Origin of the sequence: Pseudoalteromonas sp. ND6B, assembly GCF_000764215.1 — a bacterium.
GTDB classification, from domain to species: domain Bacteria; phylum Pseudomonadota; class Gammaproteobacteria; order Enterobacterales; family Alteromonadaceae; genus Pseudoalteromonas; species Pseudoalteromonas tetraodonis.
Window position 1 is genome coordinate 1 of the sequence record NZ_JQFL01000057.1, and the last position, 22533, is coordinate 22533.

A 22533-nucleotide genomic window follows, 5' to 3' on the forward strand; every position below is an offset into this window, starting at 1 on the left:
TAATTAACCTGAGCTTCGGATAAGAAATTACTAATTTAAAGGAACTAAATGCTCGTTCCATGATCCGATCATTCGACCAAGAGTGATTAGAACAAAAAGGAACGAGCATGAACAAGTTAGTTGAAACGTACTGTGATGTCGATGATTTTTCAAAGTTATTTTTCCCAAGCTGGCAGCGTATATTGCTCGAAAATGGTGAAATTAAACGTCGAAGAGCATGCCGCTTATCTCCGTCAGAGGTGATGACTATTATCATCCATTTTCACCAGTCACATTACAGAGATTTCAAAAACTACTACCTTCACTATGTTTGCCGTCAACTTAAAGCCTATTTTCCAGAGTTGCTGAGCTACACAAGGTTTCTCGCGCTTATGCCTAGTGTGGTGGTTCCGATGTGCAGTTACCTCACATCAAAACTTGGCAAGCCCACAGGTATACAATTTGTTGACTCCACTAAAATAGAAGTGTGTCACATCATCAGAGCTAAAAGAAATAAAGTGTTTGAAGGCGTTGCTCATCATGGAAAAGGCACTATGGGTTGGTCATATGGATTCAAACTACATTTAATAATTAATCATTTAGGTGAGATTGTGGCGCTAAAGCTCACAACGGGCAATGTGGATGATCGAGAGCCTGTTTCTGATATGGCGGACTCTATCTTCGGAAAACTCTATGGCGACAAAGGTTATATCAGCAAAGCGCTCTCTGGTGAGTTACTAGAAAAAGGTGTCGAGTTGATCACGACGGTTCGAAAGAATATGAAGAAAAAATTTATTTCATTGTGGGACAGGGCTTTATTGAAAAAACGATTTATAATCGAAACGGTGAATGATCAATTGAAAAACATTTCTTACATTGAACACTCTAGACACCGCAGTATGCATGGCTTTATGCTAAATTTACTTGGTGGATTAATTGCCTATTGCCTAAAAGAGGAAAAGCCGTCATTAGATTTAACATCGCAAGAACTTGAAATTTTAGAGAGTAATAATCTAATGTTGGCTTAACCAGATCTCAGGTTAATTATATTTGAGTTAATAAAAAGGCACTTTACAGTGCCTTTTTTATTTTTAATTACCGTTTTACCAATATTGACTGCATCCGTTAAGCTTTATCGGTATTTAACATGTCATCATGTTCGGCCATATCCCAAGGAAGTTCGCCTGGGCTATTACCTAGAAAGTGTAAGTAGTTCTCAAATTGGTCAAGAATATCTTTCACAATATCATCTTCAGTGTAGCCATAAACATCGTATGACAGACCACCGCGACGTAAAAACACGTCGGCCTTATAATACTTTTCAGCATCGTTGTTATCAGGCTTTAGCTCTGAGTAAGCAAAGCTTGGCAAAGGATGCTCGGTAAGGCGAATATCATAAACAAAATCCACATGTTCATGGCGCAGTACCGTTAAATGAGCGCGGCCTAAATCCGTATCAAATTCCACCACTGCATGCCATTGTCTAGATTTCAATTCTGCTTGTACGGCTTTCATTGCCTCAACTACCACGCTACCAATAAAAGTATGTACTTTTTCTTTATTAGGGTAATTGACCATAGCCGCTAAACGACGCTTCCAGTGAGACAAGTTAATGTTGCGGCTATTAAGTGTATGTGCTTGCAAGCTGGTGTCTCGATGGCCTTCAATTTTTAGAGCTCGCCAAAGCCCCGCCGTGGCAATTAGCATAATAATAGCAAAGGGTAAGGCACTGGCTATGGTCATGGTTTGCAGCGCACTTAGTCCGCCTGCAACTAATAAAACAGCCGCCACAGCACCTTCAAGTACCGCCCAAAACACGCGTTGCCAAGCCGGCGTATTAATGCTTCCTCCAGAGGCTAGTGAATCAATGACTAAAGAGCCTGAATCAGATGATGTAACAAAAAAAGTTATGATCAAAATGACAGTGAGCAGTGAAATGAAAAATGACAGTGGTAACACTTCAAATAATTGAAATAATGCGACGGCATGATTTGCTTGTACATCGCCAATAAGCGTATCAAACCCCTCATTCATAATTAAGTTAAGTGCCGTATCACCAAAGACTGAAAACCATAAAAAGGTAAAAATAGTGGGAACTAACATTACCCCAACAACAAATTGTCGGATGGTTCTACCACGGCTAATTTTTGCGATGAACATACCCACAAACGGTGCCCACGCAATCGTCCAGCCAAATATAAATAAAGTCCAGTTACCAATCCAATCACTGCGACTATAAGCTTGTAAATTAAAAGTACGCTCAACAATACCGCTTAGGTAGCTGCCGGTATTTTGTAAAAATGATTCTAAGATGTGAATAGTTGGGCCAATGAAAAACACAAAAGCCATTAGTGAAACCGCTAAGGTCATATTCACAATTGATAATCGCTTGACCCCTTTATCCATACCGGCCACCACTGAGAGTGTTGCTGCCGCAGTAATAACGGCAATCGCGGTAATTTGCACTGTGGTATTAATAGGGATGTTTGGCCATAAGTAATGTAGGCCAGCATTTATTTGAGTCACCGAAAGCCCTAGTGTAGTGGCAATACCAAATAAAGTACCTAATATGGCAAATACATCCACAGTATGGCCGATTGGGCCATAAATTTTATCGCCAATAAGTGGATACAAGGCAGAGCGAATAGACAGTGGTAAGCCATGGCGAAATGCAAAATAAGCAAGCACTAAACCAACAATTCCATAGATAGCCCAAATATGAAATCCCCAATGGAAAAAGGCAATTTGCATTGCCTGCTTGGCGGCATCAACGGTTTCAGCCGCCCCCGATGGCGGGGATGCGTAATGCAGCACAGGTTCAGCAACACCAAAGTAAAGCAGTGCCACGCCATAACCGGCAGAAAAGAGCATGGCAAACCATTCACCAAAGCTGTATTGTGGCTGTGCATGATCAGGGCCTAATTTTATATTCCCCCAGCTAGAAGCCGCGACTGAGACAATAAATACCAAGAAAATAGCGACAGACAACATATAAAACCAGCCAAAGGTTTCTGTTATCCACGTAAGGGCAACACTAAATGCCTGACCAGCGAGTTCAGGGTTACTACTTGTACCAATCACCAAAAGTAGAATAATAAATACTGCAGGCAAAAATACAGGTAGCAAAATGGTTGAGCGTAAAGCAGTTTTTGTCATATTAATCCTTAATATTAATTGCTAACTTTCAAGTATGCCTGACTACCTTATTATAAATTCACTAGGGTTGGCTAATTTTGCAGCTTAAAAATGTCACTTTTTTAAATTAAAGTTAATATTTACAGCAGCTTGGTTTTAAAAAAGAAAGTAAGAGAAAGTTGATGTGAGAGTATTAAAGTATTTATTTTAGAGGGGTATAGCCTTATATAGGCTAAGGACTAAATCGAGTCTTAGCGTTTCCAATCACATTGCTTTACCAGCTCAAACCAAGGGCTGGTAAAGTCCTTAGCGACAATAGGGGCGGGTAAGGTTACAGCTACATCTAGCTTGTTGGCTAAATAGCGCGCGACTAGTTGTTTCATTTTATCGCTTTCTAATTGCTCATACGCTGTTTGTAACTGTTGTTTGTCTTTTTGGCTTATAAAACCACCGATCAAATTTTTGTAGCCTATTTCAAGCCAAAAAAGTAATGCTTGTTTCGCTTCATTGGGAAAGGCATGGGTTAATGTGGCCGTTGGGCTATAGAGTCGCTCAAAATTAATTTGCTGCTCTTGAATCAAAAAAACCATTAATAAATTAAGCCCGGTTGAGATTTGCCCCGCGCGTTTATCAATGTTTTGGTTATTTCTTAATGCACTTCTAAAATAGCGCTCAGCTTCGGGTATATTGCCCTCATCCAGGGCTAAATAACCTAAGTTACTTTCTATCAGTCCGGTTACATTGGGAAGCTGTAATTGTGTGGTGATCTTATGACTGTCGAGGTATAAAGCACGCGCTTTTGCAAAGTCATCTTGCGAGCGAGCAACCAATGCCATACTGTTTGTGAGTGTTAAGCGTTGACGATCGTTTTGCGCATATTTGTAAGCACATTTAAATGAGTACTGGGCATCGTCTAAATATTCTGCATGGCGAAGCCATATTCCCAAGGCACTCATAATGGTGGTCAGTTTTTGTTTGAAATAATCAGTTTGATGATGCTGAAATATTGCGTCAATCGATGTATAAAGCTCGTCATAGTGACTTGTAGGTACTGCTGTACGGGCATAGATAAGGTGCCAGCGGATAAATAATTCTGGCGGCATGAGTTGTAACCCTGTGAGGTTTTCTAAAATAGTAATAGATTGAGCTGGATTAACAGTAAGATAATCTTCGGCTTCGTCTAATTTTTTTTCAAAGGTATTGAAGTCATTAGCAAAGACGTGTTTTGAACATAATAATATCAACCAACTTATTACAAAAAGCCGCAACAACTTAACCTCGACAATCGAACTATGCGTTAATTCACTATAGTTGTTGGCATCTAACAAAGCAACGCAATTAAAGGGGACAGGTTTGTGAGAAAGTATTTTAAAATCACTAAAAAAGCCCTAAAGCTATACAAGCTTAGGGCTTTTTCTGTATGTAATTAAATTTTAGCGAATACACATTAACTTAATGTGTCGTTGGGTTTCGTTTTATTCAACCCAACCTACGTTTAACATCAACCTGCTTAGCGCTAACAGCTAAAAACTTACAGCTGCTCTTAATCATCAATCGAGCGCAGTAGGGCATTAATGCCCACTTTTTCGCGAGTTTGTTTATCTACTTTTTTCACAATAATAGCCGCATACAAGCTATGGCTGCCATCTTTTGAAGGCAGTGCACCTGGAACCACAACAGCGCCGGCAGGCACACGGCCATAGTGAATTTCACCGGTTTCACGGTCGTAAATACGGGTACTTTGGCTAATGTAAACCCCCATTGAAATAACGGCGCCTTCTTCAACAATTACGCCTTCAACAATTTCTGAACGTGCGCCAATAAAACAGTTGTCTTCAATGATGGTAGGATTCGCTTGTAACGGCTCTAAAACGCCGCCTATGCCTACGCCGCCAGATAAGTGTACGTTCTTGCCAATTTGAGCACATGAGCCCACTGTCGCCCATGTATCAACCATGGTGCCATCGTCAACAAATGCACCTATGTTTACGTACGATGGCATTAATACGACATTTTTACCTACAAAGCTGCCTTTACGAGCAACGGCGTTGGGTACGACACGCATGCCGCCTTGCTGAAATTGCTCCGGCGTGTAGTCGCTAAATTTAAGCGGTACTTTATCGTAAAATTGGTTTACGCCGTCGTTCATTGGCTGATTTTCACGAATTCTAAATGAAAGTAGTACTGCTTTTTTAAGCCACTGGTGAACAACCCATTCGCCTGAAATTTTCTCTGCAACGCGAGCAGCGCCGCTATCTAATAGCTCAAGCGCATCTATAATCGCTTGTTTAACATCGCTTGATACTGTAGCAGGGCTAATGCTGTCGCGGTTATCCCACGCATTTTCAATCATGGTTTTTAAATCTGACATAGTGTCCTCTTATTCAATTTCGGCGTTGAGTTTTTTACGTAATGCCTGATGAATTTTTGCTTGCTCTTCATCAGTCAGCGCTTGATATTCGTTATTTGATACCACAAAGAAATCTTCTGCACGTTCGCCTACCGTGGTAATACGTGCGGCATGTATGTGGAGTAAGTAAGCTTGAAAAACCTCGGCTATTTTAGTTAATAGTCCAGGTATATCAACCGCTTGAATTTCTATTAAGCTACGATCCTTACGAGGGTGCGGGCGCAGTACAATTTTAGGTTTAATATTAAAGTCTTTAAAACGCTGTGATCGGCTCTTTTTAAAGCGTATTTTTTTACGTGGATCATGAAGCGCTTGCTCTAATCCGCGTTTAATCGATTGTGCGCGGCTACTGGCAATCGGATCGCCGTTAACTTCTAAAATAACAAAGTTGAACAGTACGTAGCCATCTTTGGTGGTCAGTACTTGGGCGTGCTGAATTTGCGCTTTTTTAGAGCCAATAACACTAACCAGTCGAGCAAAGAGCGCACCTGAATAAGGGCTATAAGCAAACACTTGGGTACCGCCATGCATCGCTTTATTAGAAACGATAACACTGGGCTGGCTTAAATCAGTGCACTTGAGTAAGTGCTCAGTATGCCAAGAAATTTGTTGCTCACTAAAAGCGGTAAAGTAATTTGCTTTAAAACGGCTCCAAATTAAGTCAATTTGCTCCTCGTGATAATGCAAATTAAGCAGGCGTTGCTTAGCTTGGTGCTTTTTATCACGAATTTGGTCGCGTTGATCCATTGGGTTTTCAAGCCCGAGGCGCAAGGCGCGCTGTGTGTGCAAATAAAGCTCGCGCAGCAGCGTGTTTTTCCAGTCATTCCATAGGTTGTCATTGGTGGCTCGAATATCAGCCACGGTTAAACAATAGAGGTAATCGAGTTGGCGTTCGGTTTTTACTCGCGATGCAAAATCTTTTATTACATCGGGGTCGTTAATATCTTTACGTTGCGCAGTTACCGACATAAGTAAGTGGTTGCTTACCAACCACGCTATGAGCTTACCATCTGAAGAGGCAAAACCATGCAGCTTTGAAAACGCTATGGCATCAACAGCGCCCAGCTCTGAATGATCTCCTCCTCGCCCCTTAGCAATATCATGAAAAATACCAGCCAAATACAGTAATTCGGGTTTATCCATGCGCGTGACTATTTCACTGCAAATTGGAAAGTCACTAATGCTGGTTTTATCGAAGTATTGGTAAATATTATTAATTAATTTATGGGTATGTTCATCTACGGTATAGGCATGAAACAAATCAAACTGCATTTGGCCAAAAATATTGCGCCACTGCGGAAGGTAAGCCGCAATCATGCCGTGCTTATGCATTAGCGTAAACGCACGGCCCATGCCGTTAGGGTGCTTTATAATACGTAAAAAAGCTTCGCGGCACGCGGCATAATCTTGTAAGTCACCTAATAAGCGACGACGTACTTGGCGGATAGTTCGAATGGTACTTGGGTATATATGGGTAATTTCTGGGTGATCAGCAATGTGCTCAAATAATACAAAAAGTTGGTCACGCCTAAAAAATACTGACGGACTTTTTACCCGAATTTGATGGCCCACGCGTTCAAAATTACGATCAAGTTCTTCAACAGTGGCTTGGCTGCTGTCTGGTGAAATACTTTGCTCAAAGTACGAAAGTAGCATTTGATTAAGTTCACGAACTCGGCTCATTATTCTGAACAAGCGTTTCATCATGCGCTCAACAGAGGCTTTACCATCACTACCAAAACCCAAAATTTCAGCCGCTTGCGGTTGGTGATCGAATAATAAACGGTTTTCTGAGCGACCTGCGGCTAAATGCAAAGCAAAGCGAATATTCCATAAATTTTCAAGGCACTCTAACAGTTCTTGGTATTCTTCGTGAGTTAGGTAGCCGTGATTTATCAGCTCTTGCAGGGTTTCGGCTCTAAAGTGTTTTTTTGCAACCCAAATAATGGTTTGTAAATCGCGCAGCCCGCCTGGATTTTCTTTTATATTAGGCTCTAAATTATAAGCCGTACCATGACATTTTTTGTGGCGTAAATTTTGCTCTTGTACTTTTGCAACAAAGAACTCTCCAGAGCCCCATACAGGCCTTTCGATGAGGTGACTTTTGAGCTTTTCGAATTCAATATGGTTGCCGAAAATTAATCGGCTTTCTAGTAGGCTGGTGGCAAAGGTAACATCTTCACGTTTTTGCTCTATGGCTTGTTCAATGGTACGTACACTGTGACCTATTTCTAAATTAAGATCCCACAGCATAGTGACAAACTGGCCAATTTTTTCGCAAATATCGTCATTGGGTTGCTGGGTAACAAGCAGTAAAAAGTCAATGTCGGAGTAGGGATGAAGTTCACCGCGACCATAACCTCCTACAGCAATTAAAGCGAGATCTGGCTCGTGGGCTAAATCGAAAACATGAAAGAGTTTAATCAGTAACCGGTCTATAAATTCTGCACGGGCGTTTATTAGATTACCAACGGGCTGTTTTGAGAATTCATTATGCAACCATTTATAAAAATAGGCGGAGCAATCGCGGTATTCGCTAAGTTGCTGAGCATCATTGAGCAACTTTTTTACTTTGTTAGGTAATGCCACTTAGGCTGGCTCCTATATATGGACTGCATTATAAGTCTTGGATTAAGTTATTTTTATACTGTGTTTGCTGCAAAGGGAATAAATCATGTTATTTCCCTTTGCAGCAAACCACTTAATCTGTATGCAGGCTAAAGCCTGTTATTACTATGATTAAGCACACACTACTATTAGTGCTCGATGATTCTATCGATAGTATCATCTGATCGTAGTGTTAAAATTTCAACACCATTTTCAGTTACCAGTAAGGTATGTTCCCACTGAGCTGATAAACTACGGTCTTTTGTTACCACAGTCCAGTCGTCTTTTAGTAATTTACATTGGCGTTTGCCTGCATTGACCATGGGCTCGATTGTTAAACACATACCGGCTTTTAATGTTTCGCCTGTACCTGGTTTTCCGTAATGCATTACCTGTGGTTCTTCATGGAACTCGCTGCCGATACCGTGGCCGCAGTATTCACGTACGATAGAGTAATTAAAGCTCTCTGCATATTTTTGAATAGCTGCACCAATATCACCAAGGCGAACACCCGGTTTTACCATTTTAATGGCAAGGTAAAGGCTTTCTTGGGTCACTTCTGCAAGGCGTTTGCCTTGAATGTTAGGTGTGCCAACATGGAACATTTTTGAAGTATCACCATGGTAACCATCTTTAATAACAGTAATGTCAATATTGACACTGTCACCGTCTTTTAATGCTTTGTCGTTCGGAATTCCGTGACAAATTACATGATTTACCGAGGTACAAATTGATTTTGGAAAACCATGATAATTAAGAGGAGCAGGAACGGCATCTTGCACATTAACAATATAATCATGACAAATTGTATTAAGCTCATCGGTGGTGATACCTGGTACCACATGTGGTTCGATCATTTCTAGCACATCAGCAGCCAAACGGCCGGCTACACGCATTTTCTCGATTTCTTCAGGGGTCTTAATCACAGCGCTCATTGAGGCTCCAAAGTTGCGTTTTTAGATGATTATCGTCGCACAATTTTTGCACGAGACGTTGAGTATTTAATTTTAATATGGTATAAAGCGCGCCGTCTTTTTACAAATAAATTCTTAAATGATTTTTTGTATTTAAGGCAAACACAATTTTATTTTAACACACACACGTATCGTCACATACACTTGGGTGCATTTCAGTTTCATTTAACTGCGGTGTTGGTGCTATGGGATATGTGGAGGCCTAACCCTAAACAACTTAGAGGATTTACAAAATGGCAAACGTTTCAATGCGCGATATGCTTCAAGCTGGTGTTCACTTTGGTCACCAAGCACGTTACTGGAACCCTAAGATGAAGCCTTTCATCTTCGGCGCACGTAACCGTGTACATATCATCAACCTTGAGCAAACTGTACCAATGTTCAACACTGCACTTAAGTTTTTATCTGGTGCTGCTGCAAACAAAGGTAAAGTTCTTTTCGTTGGTACTAAGCGCGCAGCAAGCGAAGCAGTAAAAGAAGCTGCTTTACAAAGCGATCAATTCTTCGTTAACCACCGTTGGTTAGGCGGCATGTTGACTAACTGGAAAACAGTTCGTCAATCAATCAAGCGTCTTAAAGATCTTGAAGCTCAAAGCCAAGACGGTACTTTCGAGAAGTTAACTAAGAAAGAAGCGTTAATGCTTACTCGTGAAATGGACAAGCTTGAAAAAAGCCTTGGTGGTATTAAAAACATGGGTGGCCTTCCAGACGCTATCTTTGTAATCGATGCTGACCACGAGCACATTGCTATCCGTGAAGCTAACAACCTAGGTATCCCAGTTGTTGCAATCGTTGATACTAACTCTAACCCAGACGGTGTTGATTACATCGTACCTGGTAACGATGATGCTATCCGTGCAATCAACCTTTACACTAGTGCTGTTGCAGCTGCGATCACTGAAGGCCGTGAGAGTAACATCGTTGCTCAAGCTGAAAAAGATGACTTCGTAGAAGCTGAGTAATTAGCTGTCATCAAGTCTTCATCTTTTAAAGGTGAAGACTTGCTATTCTTGTGGAGCGGGTAACCCGCTTATCTAAACCTGATTTCAGATTTGAGGATTTACTAATGGCTGTAACTACTGCCCTAGTTAAAGAATTACGCGAGCGTACTGGCGCTGGCATGATGGATTGTAAAAAAGCGTTAACTGAGACTGATGGTGACATCGAGTTAGCGATTGAAAACATGCGTAAGAGCGGTGCTGCAAAGGCTGCTAAAAAAGCAGGTAACATCGCTGCTGAAGGTACTATCATCATCAAGCAAAACGCGGGTGTCGCAGTACTTGTAGAAGTTAACTGTCAAACTGACTTCGTAGCTAAAGATGCAAGCTTCTTAGCATTTGCTAATAAAGTTGCAGATGCTGCTATTGCTGACACTTCATCTATCGAAGACTTACAAGCTAAGTTTGAAGAAGATCGTGTTGAGTTAGTAACTAAAATTGGTGAAAACATCAATGTACGTCGTCTTCAGTACATCACTGGTGAGCAACTAGTTGAGTACCGTCACGGCGAGCGTATTGGTGTTGTTGTTGCAGGTGTTGCTGATGAAGAAACACTTAAGCACGTTGCAATGCACGTTGCTGCTTCAAACCCAGACTACTTAACACCAGATGACGTACCTGCTGATGTTGTTGAAAAAGAAAAGCAAGTACAAATCGACATCGCGATGAATGAAGGCAAGCCTGCTGAAATCGCTGAGAAGATGGTTGTTGGTCGTATGAAAAAATTCACTGGTGAGGTTTCTCTTACTGGTCAAGCTTTCATCATGGAACCTAAAAAGTCTGTTGGCGAAATTCTTAAAGAGAAAAACGCAACAGTTACTGGCTTTGTACGTATGGAAGTTGGTGCAGGTATCGAGAAGAAAGAAGAAGATTTTGCTGCTGAAGTTGCTGCTCAAATTGCAGCTGCTAAAGCTAAGTAAGATTAGCTATTTGTGATGCCTAAGGAAAATACATGCAATTAAAGTACTATTTGCTTTTGCGTCACGCTTAGAAATTCTTTAAAATAACCGCGCTTTTATGTTTAACATAAGCGCGGTTATTTTTTATCCATAATTCAATAAAAGTTGGCCCCAAAACTATGACTATCAATCGCAAACCTATTTTTAGACGTGTTCTTCTCAAATTAAGTGGTGAAGCTTTAATGGGAGACGAAGGCTTCGGCATCGACCCTAAAGTTTTAGATCGTATGGCACAAGAAATTAAAGAGCTCGTAGAACTCGACGTAGAAGTGGGTTTAGTTATTGGTGGCGGTAACTTTTTACGTGGTGGCTCACTAGCGGAAGCGGGTATGAACCGCGTTGTTGGCGACCACATGGGTATGCTTGCAACCGTCATGAATGGTCTTGCTATGCGTGATGCGTTGCACCGTGCATTTGTAAATTGCCGTTTAATGTCAGCCATTCCTTTAAATGGCGTATGTGATGCGTATAACTGGGCAGAAGCCATTAGCTTATTAAAAACAGGTCGTGTTGTTATTTTTGCAGCCGGTACGGGTAACCCGTTCTTTACAACTGACTCTGCAGCGTGTTTACGTGGCATTGAAATTGAAGCTGACACAGTAATTAAAGCAACCAAAGTAGATGGTGTATTTAGCGATGATCCGGTTAAAAACCCAGATGCGACACTTTACCGTCACTTAAGCTACAATGAAATTATTGATAAAGAACTAAAAGTAATGGATTTAGCGGCATTTACATTAGCTCGCGACCATAATATGCCATTGAGCGTATTTAATATGAATAAATCAGGCGCATTAAAACGCGTAATAATGGGTGAAGAAGAAGGAACCCTTATTTCTTCACAAGCCTCAGATGAAGTTAGTAACTAGATTAGGATTAAACCGTGATTAACGATATTCAAAAAGATGCGCAAGCGCGCATGCAAAAAAGTGTAGCAGCACTTGGTAGTCAATTATCTAAAATTCGTACTGGCCGTGCTCATCCTGCAATTTTAGACGGCATCATGGTGTCGTACTACGGCGCACCAACACCGTTAAACCAAGTTGCAAATGTAACAATTGAAGACTCACGTACATTGGCTATTGGTGTATTTGATAAGTCATTAGCGCAAGCTGTTGAAAAAGCGATTATGGCATCTGACCTTGGTTTAAATCCAATGTCTGCAGGCACAGTGATCCGTGTACCACTTCCTCCATTGACTGAAGAACGTCGTAAAGATTTAATTAAAATCGTACGTGGTGAAGTAGAAGGCGGTCGTGTTGCTATTCGTAACATTCGTCGTGATGCAAATGGCGATATTAAAAACTTATTAAAAGATAAAGACATCTCTGAAGATGAAGCGCGTCAAGCTGAAGATGCTATCCAAAAAATCACTGATAAGTTTATCAAAGAAATGGATACGCAACTAACAGCGAAAGAAGCTGAGTTGATGGAAATCTAATTGCTAATCTAGGCTCGGATTAACAGCTTTACTGAAGTAACTAAGTCGTTGTTTATATGCCTTCGCACTTAACTTTAATTGTGTGATTTTAAAGGGTAACAGATTGTATTTACTCTTTGCTATTGGCTCGATTATCAGTAAATACAAGGTTGTTAGCTGTATAATTATTTGCTTTATGTAGATTTATTATCACGGGTACAGGTTAAAATTATTAGTTTTGAAACGCCGTCTGGGGTATACTAGGCGGCGTTTTTTTATGGAATACACAAAATTTATGGTTCTAGACGCTGATACAATTTCACAGCAATGTTTACCTAAACATGTTGCCATCATCATGGATGGGAACGGGCGTTGGGCACAAGCTAGAAATAGACCTCGTGTATATGGGCATAAAAAAGGCGTGGATGCAGTTCGTCAATCCGTGCAGTTTTGTACTAAATTAGGAATACAATCGTTAACCTTATTTGCTTTTAGTAGTGAAAACTGGCGCCGCCCTGAAGACGAAGTAAATACACTTATGGAGCTTTTTTTATTTGTACTGAGTAAAGAAGTTAAAAAGCTGCATAAAAATAACGTAAAACTAACCATCATTGGAGATTTATCTCGCTTCTCTGAAAGCTTGCGCGCTAAAGTACATACAGCTCAAGAACTAACAGCGAACAATACCGGGCTGCACTTAAATGTTGCGGCAAATTACGGTGGTCGCTGGGATATGACTCACGCTGCTAAGCAAGTTGCTTTACAAGTAGCGAATGGAGAAATTGACCCAGCAGATATTACAGAAGAACATATTGCACAGCATATGAGTATGGCAGATCAAGCTCAGCCTGATTTATTGATCCGTACCGGTGGCGATGTCAGAATTAGTAACTTTTTACTTTGGCAGGCAGCCTACGCTGAACTTTATTTCACAAATACACTTTGGCCTGATTTTAATGAAGCTGCTTTTGCAGAGGCCATTGCATGTTACGTTGCCAGAGAGCGACGTTTTGGTTGCACGGGCGAACAAATAAAACAATTACTCGCTCAAACCTAAAATAGATTAAGGGTCATCATTTTGTTAAAACAACGTATTTTAACCTCACTAGTGCTAGCGCCATTAGCACTGGCTTTGGTTTTTTACACCCCACTAACGTTATTTAGTTATTTTGCGGGTGCTATTGTATTAATGGGCGCGTGGGAATGGTCTGCCTTTATGGGACTATGCGATAAGCTAAAACGTGGCGCCTTCGTGTTATTAGTGGCAGTATTACTAGGGTTACTCAATTTGCATTGGCCTATAGAGACTCTATGGCAAGATGGTCAACTTGTAGGCGATGCTAATTACTTATTTACCTTATCGTTTTCTTGGTGGTTGGTAGCCAGTTATTTAGTGTGGCGTTACCCTGCTATGGCGAAAGGGTGGAACGAAGGGCTTGTGATGCGCGGCATTGCTGGTTTGTTGACCTTAGTACCGCTATGGCTTGCACTTAACACACTGCGTAGTGCGCAATATACGGAATCTACTCACTATGGCTCTATGCTCATTTTAGTTGTATTAGGCATTGTATGGAGTGCCGATATAGGCGCTTACTTTACAGGTAAAAGTTTTGGTAAACATAAGTTAATGCCTAAAGTTAGTCCAAATAAAACCATAGAAGGCCTCGCAGGTGGCGTGGTTGCTGCGGTGTTATTTGTACTGGCTTTTTGTTATTACACTAACGTTGATACTTCTGTATGGCCTATTTATGCAGTTATGACAGCGTTTATTGCCTTGTTTTCTGCGGTAGGTGATTTACTTGAGAGTATGTTTAAGCGCGAAGCGGGACTTAAAGATAGCGGCAGTTGCTTACCTGGGCACGGTGGTATTTTAGACCGTATTGATAGTTTAACTGCGGCAGCACCGATGTTTGTTATTTGCTTTGCTTGGACGCTTAGCTTATGAGTGCTGTGCAACAACTGGTTATTTTGGGTGCGACGGGGTCGATAGGTCTTAGCACGTTAGATGTTGTTGCAAGAAACCAACAGCAATTTAAAGTTTTTGCATTGACCGCAGGACAAAATGCAAAAAAAATGGCTGAACTGTGTATAGCTCACCAGCCTCGTTATGCTGTAATGGCATCTGAATCGGCGGCTAAGCAGCTTTCTGCGCTTTTAAAGCATGAGAGTAAAACGCAAGTAATGCATGGCGAGAAAGCCATGAGTGAGCTCTGTGCTCATGGTGATGTTGATACGGTTATGTCAGCGATTGTCGGTGCAGCCGGATTACTACCTACCTTGAGCGCTGTTGAAGCGGGCAAAAAAGTATTGCTTGCCAACAAAGAGTCACTGGTGATGTCGGGTCAGTTATTCATTGATAAAGTTAAAAAGCATCAAGCAACTTTATTACCCATCGACAGCGAGCATAATGCTATTTTTCAGTGTTTACCCAGTGCTTTACAAAATACCCAAGGGCAAGCAAGGCTTGAGCAACATGGGGTTAGCAAAATTTTATTAACTGGCTCAGGTGGCCCGTTTTTAAATCGCGATATCAATACCCTTAACACCGTTAGCGTCAGTGAAGCGGTTGCTCATCCTAATTGGTCTATGGGGCAAAAAATATCAGTAGACTCAGCTACGATGATGAACAAAGGCTTAGAGTTTATTGAGGCTAAATGGTTATTTAACTGTGATGCAAGCGATATTGATGTGGTGATTCACCCTCAAAGTATTATCCATTCTATGGTGCAATACCAAGATGGCTCTATTTTAGCGCAAATGGGTAACCCTGATATGCGCACCCCGATAGCGCATGCACTTGCCTTTCCACAGCGAATTGATGCGGGTGTCAAGCCGTTAAATTTTTCTGATATTTGTGATTTTTCGTTTACCAAACCTGATTTCTCACGTTACCCCAATTTAAAGCTTGCAATTGCAGCCTGTGATGCAGGCCAAGGAGCCACCACCACCGTTAATGCGGCTAATGAGATTGCAGTTAATGCGTTTCTACAGGGGCAGATTGGGTTTACGGATATTTATAAAGTGAATGCGCAAACACTAGACGCCGCACAATTTACTAATGCGAAAACACTCGATGAAATTTTAGAGTGTGACCGTTTAGCACGCATCAGCGCTGCGCAGTTTATAACAAAAGTGGTGCATTGATATGTTCGATTTTTTTTGGAATTTAGGTTCGTTTATACTCGCACTAGGCATTTTAGTGACCGTTCATGAATATGGTCATTTTTGGGTTGCGCGTAAAGCGGGTGTAAAGGTACTGCGCTTTTCAATTGGTTTTGGTAAACCCTTACTAAAATGGCACGATAAATATAATACTGAGTACGTTATTGCGGCAATCCCGCTGGGCGGATACGTGAAAATGCTCGACGAGCGTGTTGATGAAGTGCCTGCCAATCAACGTCATTTATCGTTTAATGCTAAATCAGTTCAAGCCCGCATAGCCATTGTGGCAGCAGGGCCCATGGCGAACTTTTTGTTCGCTATTTTTGCTTTAGCGGTGATGTACATGGTAGGTGTGCAAACCATAAAACCAGTTGTGGGTAGTGTTGTTGAAGGCAGCCGAGCTGAACAAGCCGGTATTATGCCAACCCAGCAAATTATTAAAATTGGTGATGACGACATAAGTAATTGGCAAGATGCGACCTTTTCTTTGATGTCTCATTTAGGTGATAAAAGCGTTGCCGTAACCTTACGTAACGAAAATTATCAGCAAACAGTGCAAACGCTTAACCTAGATGGTTGGAAGCTTGATCAACAAGATGTACCGCCGCTCAGTTCGTTAGGTATTGTACCGTTTCGTCCTCAGGCAACCTTGGTTATTGCCGCTATTACTAAAAACTCAGCTGCTGAACAGGCTAATTTACAGGTTAACGACGTTATTTTAGCTGTGAGTGGTGAAACAATGAGCAGTTGGCAGCAATTAGTTAATCTTATTACTCAATCGGCTAACAAATCCTTACAATTTAGTGTAAAAAGACAAGATAGTATAAAAACAATAACAGTTACTCCAAAGAGCCGGGTCGTCAGTAATGGCATAGAGCAAGGCTTTTTGGGTGTTGCTCCCGTTGTAGAGCAGTGGCCTGATGATTTTGTAGAGACTAGACATTATGGGCCACTAGATAGTATTGTGCTGGGCACAAAAGAAACATGGCGTTTAATTACGCTGAGTTTTGACATGATAGGTAACTTAATAACAGGCCAGGTGTCGGTTAAAAACCTAAGTGGGCCAGTCGGCATAGCTGTAGGCGCCGGCACCAGTGTTAGTTATGGATTAGTCGCATTTTTAAGCTTTTTAGCTTTGATAAGCGTTAACTTGGGAGTATTTAATTTACTTCCTCTGCCAGTGCTTGATGGTGGGCACTTAATGTATTACATAATTGAACTTTTTCGTAAAAAGCCAGTCTCTGAAAAGACACAAGAGTTTGGTTTTAAAGTGGGAGCCTTGCTACTCATTTTTCTAACATGTTTCGCTTTGTTCAATGATGTATCGCGCTTGTAGTTATATAAGCGTGGTAACGACAAATTAGAACACGATTGTAAAGCTCGTAAATATTTAATTTTCGATGCTAAGCGGTAATACAGTTGTAAAGGATAAAGATAATAAAATGGCTATAAAAAAACATTTGGTAGTTTCAAGTTTATTGGGTGCAAGCTTTGCAGCCCTAGGCCAAAACTCCTTTATTGTTGAAGATTTAAAGGTTGAGGGATTGCAACGTGTTGCACTTGGTGCTGCATTAACGCATATTCCTATTAACGTGGGCGACAATGTTGATGAATATACAATTTCAAAAACAATTAAGTCACTTTATCGCTCTGGTCACTTTGACAATATAAAAGCGTTACGTGATGGTAATAACGTTATTTTTAAAGTAACTGAACGTCCAACCATTAGCTTTATTGAATTTGAAGGCAATAAAGACATAAAAGATGAGCAGTTAAATCAGTCACTCGATCAACAAGATATTCGCCAAGGCGAGCCGCTTGATAAAACGGTAATCGATAACATCGAAAAAGGCCTGATTGAATTTTTCCACAGTATTGGTAAATACAATGCAAAAGTGGATATCAGTGTCACTAAATTACCACGTAATCGGGTTAAATTAAGACTTGAGTTTGACGAGGGCGATGCAGCCTCCATTCGTCAAATTAACTTAGTGGGTAATGAGCTTTTCTCAAACGAAGAGTTATTGCAACTAGTTGAGTCGCAGCAAGACTTACCATGGTGGCAGTTTATGGGTAGCGACCGCTATCAAAAACAAACCATTGAAGGCGATTTAGAGAAAATTCGCAGCTTTTATTTAGACCGTGGCTATTTACGCTTTAATATTGACTCAACTCAAGTATCAGTTAGCCCTGAACGTGAGTCTGTTTATGTAACGGCAAATATTACCGAAGGCGTTAAATACAAAGTGAAAGGCTTTGATTTCATCGGTGATTTACTCGGTCGTGAAGAATTAATAAAAAGTGTTATTCCACTGCGTACAGGCGAGCTTTATAACGGATCAGTGGTTACCTCATCAGAAGAATTTATCAAAAGCTACTTGGCGCGTTTTGGTTACGCCAATGCTGAAGTACGTACGATTCCAGAAATTGATGACGAGAACCAAGAAGTACAATTGACTCTATCGGTTGATCCAGGCAAGCGTGTGTATGTTCGTCGAATTATTGTAGGTGGTAACCAAAACACGGCTGATGAAGTACTGCGCCGTGAAATGACACAGCTTGAAGGTGCATGGTTATCTAATCAAAACCTAGAGCGTTCTAAACTACAAATTCAACGTTTACCTTATATGGAAACCGTTGATTTTAATGTGGTGCCAGTTCCAGGTGTTGATGACCAAGTAGACGTTGACTTTACTGTTAAAGAGCAATCTGCGGGCAGCTTTAATGCGGGCCTTGCCTATGGTTCATACTTAGGTCTGCAGTTTAATATTGGTGTAACCGAGTCTAACTTTTTAGGCACAGGTAACCAAATTGGCTTTAACATTAATACTTCACGCGGTTCTGAGCGTGTCAGTGTATCGTATACCGACCCTTACTTTACGCCGGATGGCGTATCGCAGGGCAGCAGTATCTTTTACAGTAACTACGATGCCAGTCAGTTTAGCTTGATTGACTATAAGTCAAAAAGTTATGGGTTAGGGACAAACATTGGTTTCCCAATTGATGCCATTAACCGTATTAACTTTGGCGCACGTTGGATAGAAGAAGAGCTATCTGATATTGCTGAATATGAGCAAACACGTGTACTACGTGAAACCTTCTTAGATCCAGAAAATCCAGATGCGGGCTTTGAATTTACAAAGTACGAGCTAAGTGTTGGTTGGTCACGAGTTACAGTTAACCGTGGTTTATTCCCAACGGCAGGTTCACGACAAACATTAAACTTAACAGCCACAACGCCAAACTCTGATTTACAGTACTTTAAATTAAATTATGACTCGCGTTTTTACTGGCCGATTTCTAACGATCATCGTTGGGTTTTCTCAACGCGTGCTGCATTAGGTTATGGTAATGGTTATGGCTCTACCAATGGCTATGATCAAACTTTACCGTTCCAAGAATACTTCCGTATCACTGAAATGGAATTACGTGGCTTTGATAGAAATACCATTTTACCGCGTGCTGTTTCGCGTATACCGCAATCAATACCAGGTACGCCATCAGGTGATGGCACAACCACAGGCAACATTGGTGGGGCGTCAGAGTTTGACGTGCTAATACCACAAGGTCGTATTGGTGGTAATGCTAAAGCAGTGGCAGGTATGGAGCTTATTGTACCTACTCCATTCTTAGATGAAGAAAATACTAGTTCAGTGCGAACGAGTTTCTTTGTTGACGCTGCCAACGTATGGGATACCGAATTCAGTGTTGATCGCTATCAAAACTTAGGGATTGATGAGCGTGCAAAATTAGATGACTACTCAGACCCAATGCGCTTTAGGGTTGCAACCGGTTTATCATTACAGTGGATCTCACCTATGGGTCCGATGCTGATCAGCTTTGCGTATCCGTTGCAAAAAGAAGAAGATGACGATACCAAGACCATCAGTTTTAATATTAGTAACACTTTCTAAAGGAGTTTATTGTGAAAAAATTATTCAAATCAACAGCAGTTGCCGTTTTAGCTACACTTATGATGGGTACATCAGTTAACGCTTTTGCTCATAAAGTGGGTATTGTAGATATGCAAGAAATCTACAAGCAGCTTCCACAAATGGCTAAAATTGAACAGTCTCTGCAAACTGAGTTTGCAGAGCGTCGTCAAGAGCTTGAAAAGTTACAAGGTGACATTCGCTTTGAAGCTGAAAAGTTTAAGCGTGAAAGCACTACAATGAGTCAAGACCAAAAAGACGCATTACGTGATAAAATTCAAGGTATGCAAAAAAATCTTGCTGAAAAAGGTCGTCCTCTAGAGCAAGAAATTAAATCACGCCAAAATCAAGAGTTGGCTAAAGTTCAGACTCTAATCATTGAAACAATCCAAGAGATTGCTAAAAAAGGCGACTTCGACGAAGTTAAAGTAAAAGACACAACAATTTACTTTAACCCTAAAGAAGTAACTGATCTTTCTGAAAAAGTTGTAGACGCTGTAAGTAAGAAATAATTAATCTATGCAAAATTATACGCTTTCGCAAATTGCGGAACTTCTAAGCGCCGAGCTACAAGGTGATGGCGCTTTAGAAATTAAAAAAATAGCAACACTTGCAAATGCCCAGACTGGGCATATTGCATTTTTAGCGAACAAGAAATATCGCTCTCAGCTTGAAACAACACAAGCCAGTGCTGTGATACTGAGTCCTGAGGATGCGCCTTATTTTTCAGGCAACAAAATCATCGTCGCCAATCCGTATGTGAATTACGCCAAACTCGCTCAGTTAATGGATACCACGCCACGTAGTGCCATTAGTGGTATACACCCAAGTGCGGTTATACATGCCAGTGCGCAAGTTAGTAAAAGCGCAGCCATAGGCGCGAATGTTGTAATTGAAGCTGACGCTGTGATTGGCGATAACGTACAAATTGGTCCGAACAGTTTTATTGGTGAACGTGTTAAAATAGGCTCAGGCACCAAACTATGGTCAAGTGTGAGCGTTTATCATGATGTTGAGATTGGCGCAGACTGTTTATTTCAAGCGAATACTGTTATTGGCAGCGACGGTTTTGGTTATGCGAATGAACGTGGTCAGTGGCTTAAAATTCCACAACTAGGCTCAGTGATCATTGGCGATAAAGTCGAAATTGGTGCAAGCACCACCATAGATCGTGGTGCACTCGATGATACTATTATTCACAGTAACGTTATTATTGATAATCAGTGTCAAATAGCACACAACGTTGAAGTTCAGTCAGGCACTGCAATTGCCGGTTGTACTGTACTTGCAGGCAGTGTCAGCATAGGTAAAAATTGCCAGATTGGCGGCATGAGCGCAATTAACGGTCACATGTCTGTATGTGATGGTGTTATAATTACTGGTATGAGTATGGTGACTAAATCAATCACCGAACCGGGTATTTACTCATCCGGTATGCCTCATACGACTAACAAAGAATGGCGAAAATCAATTGCTCATTTGCGTAACCTTTCAGACATGAAGTCACGTCTAAAAGCGCTTGAAGCATTGAATAAGTCATGAACGTTGAACACTAATAAGGATGCTATTTTGGCAAACGAATTAAATAGCCTTGATATTCAAGAAATTTTAAGTTTATTACCGCACCGTTACCCGATGCTACTGATTGATCGCGTTATAGATTTCACCCCTGGTGAATCGTTACATGCAATTAAAAACGTATCGATTAATGAACCCATTTTCACCGGCCATTTCCCAAACCAGCCGATTTTTCCTGGTGTGCTAATATTAGAGTCAATGGCACAAGCAACGGGTCTATTAGGGTTTAAAACGGTTGAAAATCGTAGTGAAAACGAACTTTACCTATTTGCAGCCGTAGACAATGCTCGTTTTAAGCAGCCGGTTGTGCCAGGTGATACCATGCATCTTCATGTTAAGTTTTTAAAAGAGCGTCGTAACATATGGAAATTTGCGGCTGAAGCTAAAGTTGACGGCAAAACAGTGTGTAGCGCCGAAATCATGTGTGCTAGAAGAGAGTTTTAATTGTGATCCATGCTACGGCAATAATCGAACCGGGTGCAAAACTTGGTAACAATGTGTCAGTTGGACCATACAGTTACATCGGTAATGATGTTGTTATTGGTGATGACTGTATTATTGAGTCTCACGTTGTTGTTAAAGGGCCTGCTACTATTGGCTCTGGTAACCATATTTTTCAGTTTGCTTCTGTGGGCGAAGCCTGCCAAGACAAAAAATATAACAACGAACCAACAAGCTTAATTATTGGCGACAATAATGTTATTCGTGAATGTGCGACTATTCATCGCGGTACAATCCAAGATGAAGGTGTTACCAAAATAGGTAGCAATAACTTATTTATGGCTTACACTCACGTTGCACACGATGCGGTGATTGGCGATAACGTTATTTTTGCAAATAATGCCAGTGTAGCGGGTCACGTTCATGTTGGTGATTGGGTTATTTTAGCGGGTAACTCAGGTGTGCATCAATTTTGTAAAATTGGTGCTCATGCATTTGTTGGTATGTATTCTGGTGTAAATAAAGACGTACCTCCTTTTGTTACCACCATTGGTATGCCAGCAGGTCCTGCTGCAATCAATACCGAAGGCATGAAACGCCGTGGTTTTGAAAGCGATGAGATAATGGCAGTACGCCGCGCATACAAGGCGTTTTATCGTAAGAGCCTAGGCGTTGATGAAGCGATAGAATCGCTTTCAGAAGACGCTGAAAAATACCCAGCGGTGCAGCTGATGATTGATTTTGTTAAAAGCTCAGAGCGCGGTATCGTGCGTTAATAAAGAGCATTTTAATTTATAAAAAAACCACCTTTGAGTAATCAAGGTGGTTTTTTATTAGCTGATATTTGATTAATAACTCAGCCATGAAGTGCATGTTGCTATTTTTATTAAATTCAGTCTCTACTCAGGCTTACCTTATTACACTCCCTACACATTTTC

Annotated in this window: 19 protein-coding genes; 14 read left to right on the forward strand and 5 right to left on the reverse strand. The window is 41.0% G+C overall.

What is annotated here, in order from left to right; genetic code table 11:
* The first annotated feature begins 107 nt into the window (after positions 1 to 107).
* On the forward strand, positions 108 to 1007 hold the full coding sequence (locus ND6B_RS06770) for an IS982 family transposase (RefSeq protein WP_033103763.1): 900 nt from the start codon (positions 108 to 110) through the stop codon (positions 1005 to 1007).
* A 97-nt stretch (positions 1008 to 1104) separates the two neighbouring features.
* On the opposite strand, the gene ND6B_RS06765 is transcribed toward ND6B_RS06770, so the two are convergent.
* The 5 genes from ND6B_RS06765 to map form a co-directional block, all read right to left on the reverse strand.
* On the reverse strand, positions 1105 to 3135 hold the full coding sequence (locus ND6B_RS06765) for a BCCT family transporter (protein ID WP_033103764.1): 2031 nt from the start codon (positions 3133 to 3135) through the stop codon (positions 1105 to 1107).
* 230 nt (positions 3136 to 3365) lie between these two features.
* A complete protein-coding gene (locus ND6B_RS06760) occupies positions 3366 to 4382 on the reverse strand; it encodes a tetratricopeptide repeat protein (protein ID WP_033103822.1) in 1017 nt (338 codons plus the stop codon).
* Between the two features lie 275 nt (positions 4383 to 4657).
* Entirely contained in the window at positions 4658 to 5485 is an 828-nt protein-coding gene (dapD, locus tag ND6B_RS06755) for a 2,3,4,5-tetrahydropyridine-2,6-dicarboxylate N-succinyltransferase (protein ID WP_008467531.1), read from the reverse strand.
* Positions 5486 to 5494: 9 nt separating this feature from the next.
* Positions 5495 to 8113, reverse strand: coding sequence for a [protein-PII] uridylyltransferase (gene glnD / locus ND6B_RS06750; RefSeq protein ID WP_016899280.1), 2619 nt, complete (start codon positions 8111 to 8113; stop codon positions 5495 to 5497).
* A gap of 167 nt (positions 8114 to 8280) precedes the next feature.
* Positions 8281 to 9066 carry a type I methionyl aminopeptidase gene (map, locus tag ND6B_RS06745; RefSeq protein ID WP_008467527.1) on the reverse strand — a complete coding sequence of 262 codons (786 nt, stop codon included), beginning with the start codon at positions 9064 to 9066 and terminating at the stop codon, positions 8281 to 8283.
* A 272-nt stretch (positions 9067 to 9338) separates the two neighbouring features.
* Between map and rpsB the strand changes: the two genes are divergently transcribed.
* From rpsB to lpxA, 13 genes are all read left to right on the forward strand, one after another.
* Positions 9339 to 10067, forward strand: coding sequence for a 30S ribosomal protein S2 (rpsB, locus tag ND6B_RS06740; protein ID WP_013465430.1), 729 nt, complete (start codon positions 9339 to 9341; stop codon positions 10065 to 10067).
* A gap of 104 nt (positions 10068 to 10171) precedes the next feature.
* Positions 10172 to 11023 carry a translation elongation factor Ts gene (tsf, locus tag ND6B_RS06735; protein WP_013465429.1) on the forward strand — a complete coding sequence of 284 codons (852 nt, stop codon included), beginning with the start codon at positions 10172 to 10174 and terminating at the stop codon, positions 11021 to 11023.
* 158 nt (positions 11024 to 11181) lie between these two features.
* The gene (pyrH, locus tag ND6B_RS06730; protein ID WP_016899281.1) at positions 11182 to 11931 is read left to right on the forward strand and encodes a UMP kinase; all 750 of its coding nucleotides are present in this window, start codon (positions 11182 to 11184) and stop codon (positions 11929 to 11931) included.
* A 50-nt stretch (positions 11932 to 11981) separates the two neighbouring features.
* Positions 11982 to 12503, forward strand: coding sequence for a ribosome recycling factor (frr, locus tag ND6B_RS06725; protein WP_013465428.1), 522 nt, complete (start codon positions 11982 to 11984; stop codon positions 12501 to 12503).
* A 256-nt stretch (positions 12504 to 12759) separates the two neighbouring features.
* A complete protein-coding gene (locus ND6B_RS06720) occupies positions 12760 to 13539 on the forward strand; it encodes an isoprenyl transferase (RefSeq protein WP_008110986.1) in 780 nt (259 codons plus the stop codon).
* Between the two features lie 21 nt (positions 13540 to 13560).
* Complete coding sequence (locus ND6B_RS06715; RefSeq protein ID WP_008110985.1) at positions 13561 to 14427, forward strand: phosphatidate cytidylyltransferase; 867 nt, start codon at positions 13561 to 13563, stop codon at positions 14425 to 14427.
* On the forward strand, positions 14424 to 15626 hold the full coding sequence (gene ispC, locus ND6B_RS06710; protein ID WP_033103765.1) for a 1-deoxy-D-xylulose-5-phosphate reductoisomerase: 1203 nt from the start codon (positions 14424 to 14426) through the stop codon (positions 15624 to 15626). The genes ND6B_RS06715 and ispC overlap by 4 nt, the downstream gene beginning before the upstream one ends.
* Position 15627: 1 nt before the next feature.
* The gene (rseP, locus tag ND6B_RS06705) at positions 15628 to 16980 is read left to right on the forward strand and encodes a sigma E protease regulator RseP (protein ID WP_033103766.1); all 1353 of its coding nucleotides are present in this window, start codon (positions 15628 to 15630) and stop codon (positions 16978 to 16980) included.
* A gap of 106 nt (positions 16981 to 17086) precedes the next feature.
* A complete protein-coding gene (gene bamA, locus ND6B_RS06700) occupies positions 17087 to 19558 on the forward strand; it encodes an outer membrane protein assembly factor BamA (RefSeq protein ID WP_013465425.1) in 2472 nt (823 codons plus the stop codon).
* An 11-nt stretch (positions 19559 to 19569) separates the two neighbouring features.
* Positions 19570 to 20088, forward strand: coding sequence for an OmpH family outer membrane protein (locus tag ND6B_RS06695; RefSeq protein ID WP_008467513.1), 519 nt, complete (start codon positions 19570 to 19572; stop codon positions 20086 to 20088).
* 7 nt (positions 20089 to 20095) lie between these two features.
* Positions 20096 to 21118 (forward strand): UDP-3-O-(3-hydroxymyristoyl)glucosamine N-acyltransferase, encoded by a 1023-nt coding sequence (gene lpxD, locus ND6B_RS06690; protein ID WP_033103767.1) that lies wholly within the window; start codon positions 20096 to 20098, stop codon positions 21116 to 21118.
* 27 nt (positions 21119 to 21145) lie between these two features.
* Positions 21146 to 21598: a 3-hydroxyacyl-ACP dehydratase FabZ gene (fabZ, locus tag ND6B_RS06685; protein WP_008110974.1), complete on the forward strand. Its 453-nt coding sequence runs from the start codon at positions 21146 to 21148 to the stop codon at positions 21596 to 21598.
* A gap of 2 nt (positions 21599 to 21600) precedes the next feature.
* Positions 21601 to 22371 carry an acyl-ACP--UDP-N-acetylglucosamine O-acyltransferase gene (lpxA, locus tag ND6B_RS06680; protein WP_013465422.1) on the forward strand — a complete coding sequence of 257 codons (771 nt, stop codon included), beginning with the start codon at positions 21601 to 21603 and terminating at the stop codon, positions 22369 to 22371.
* Positions 22372 to 22533: the final 162 nt, after the last annotated feature.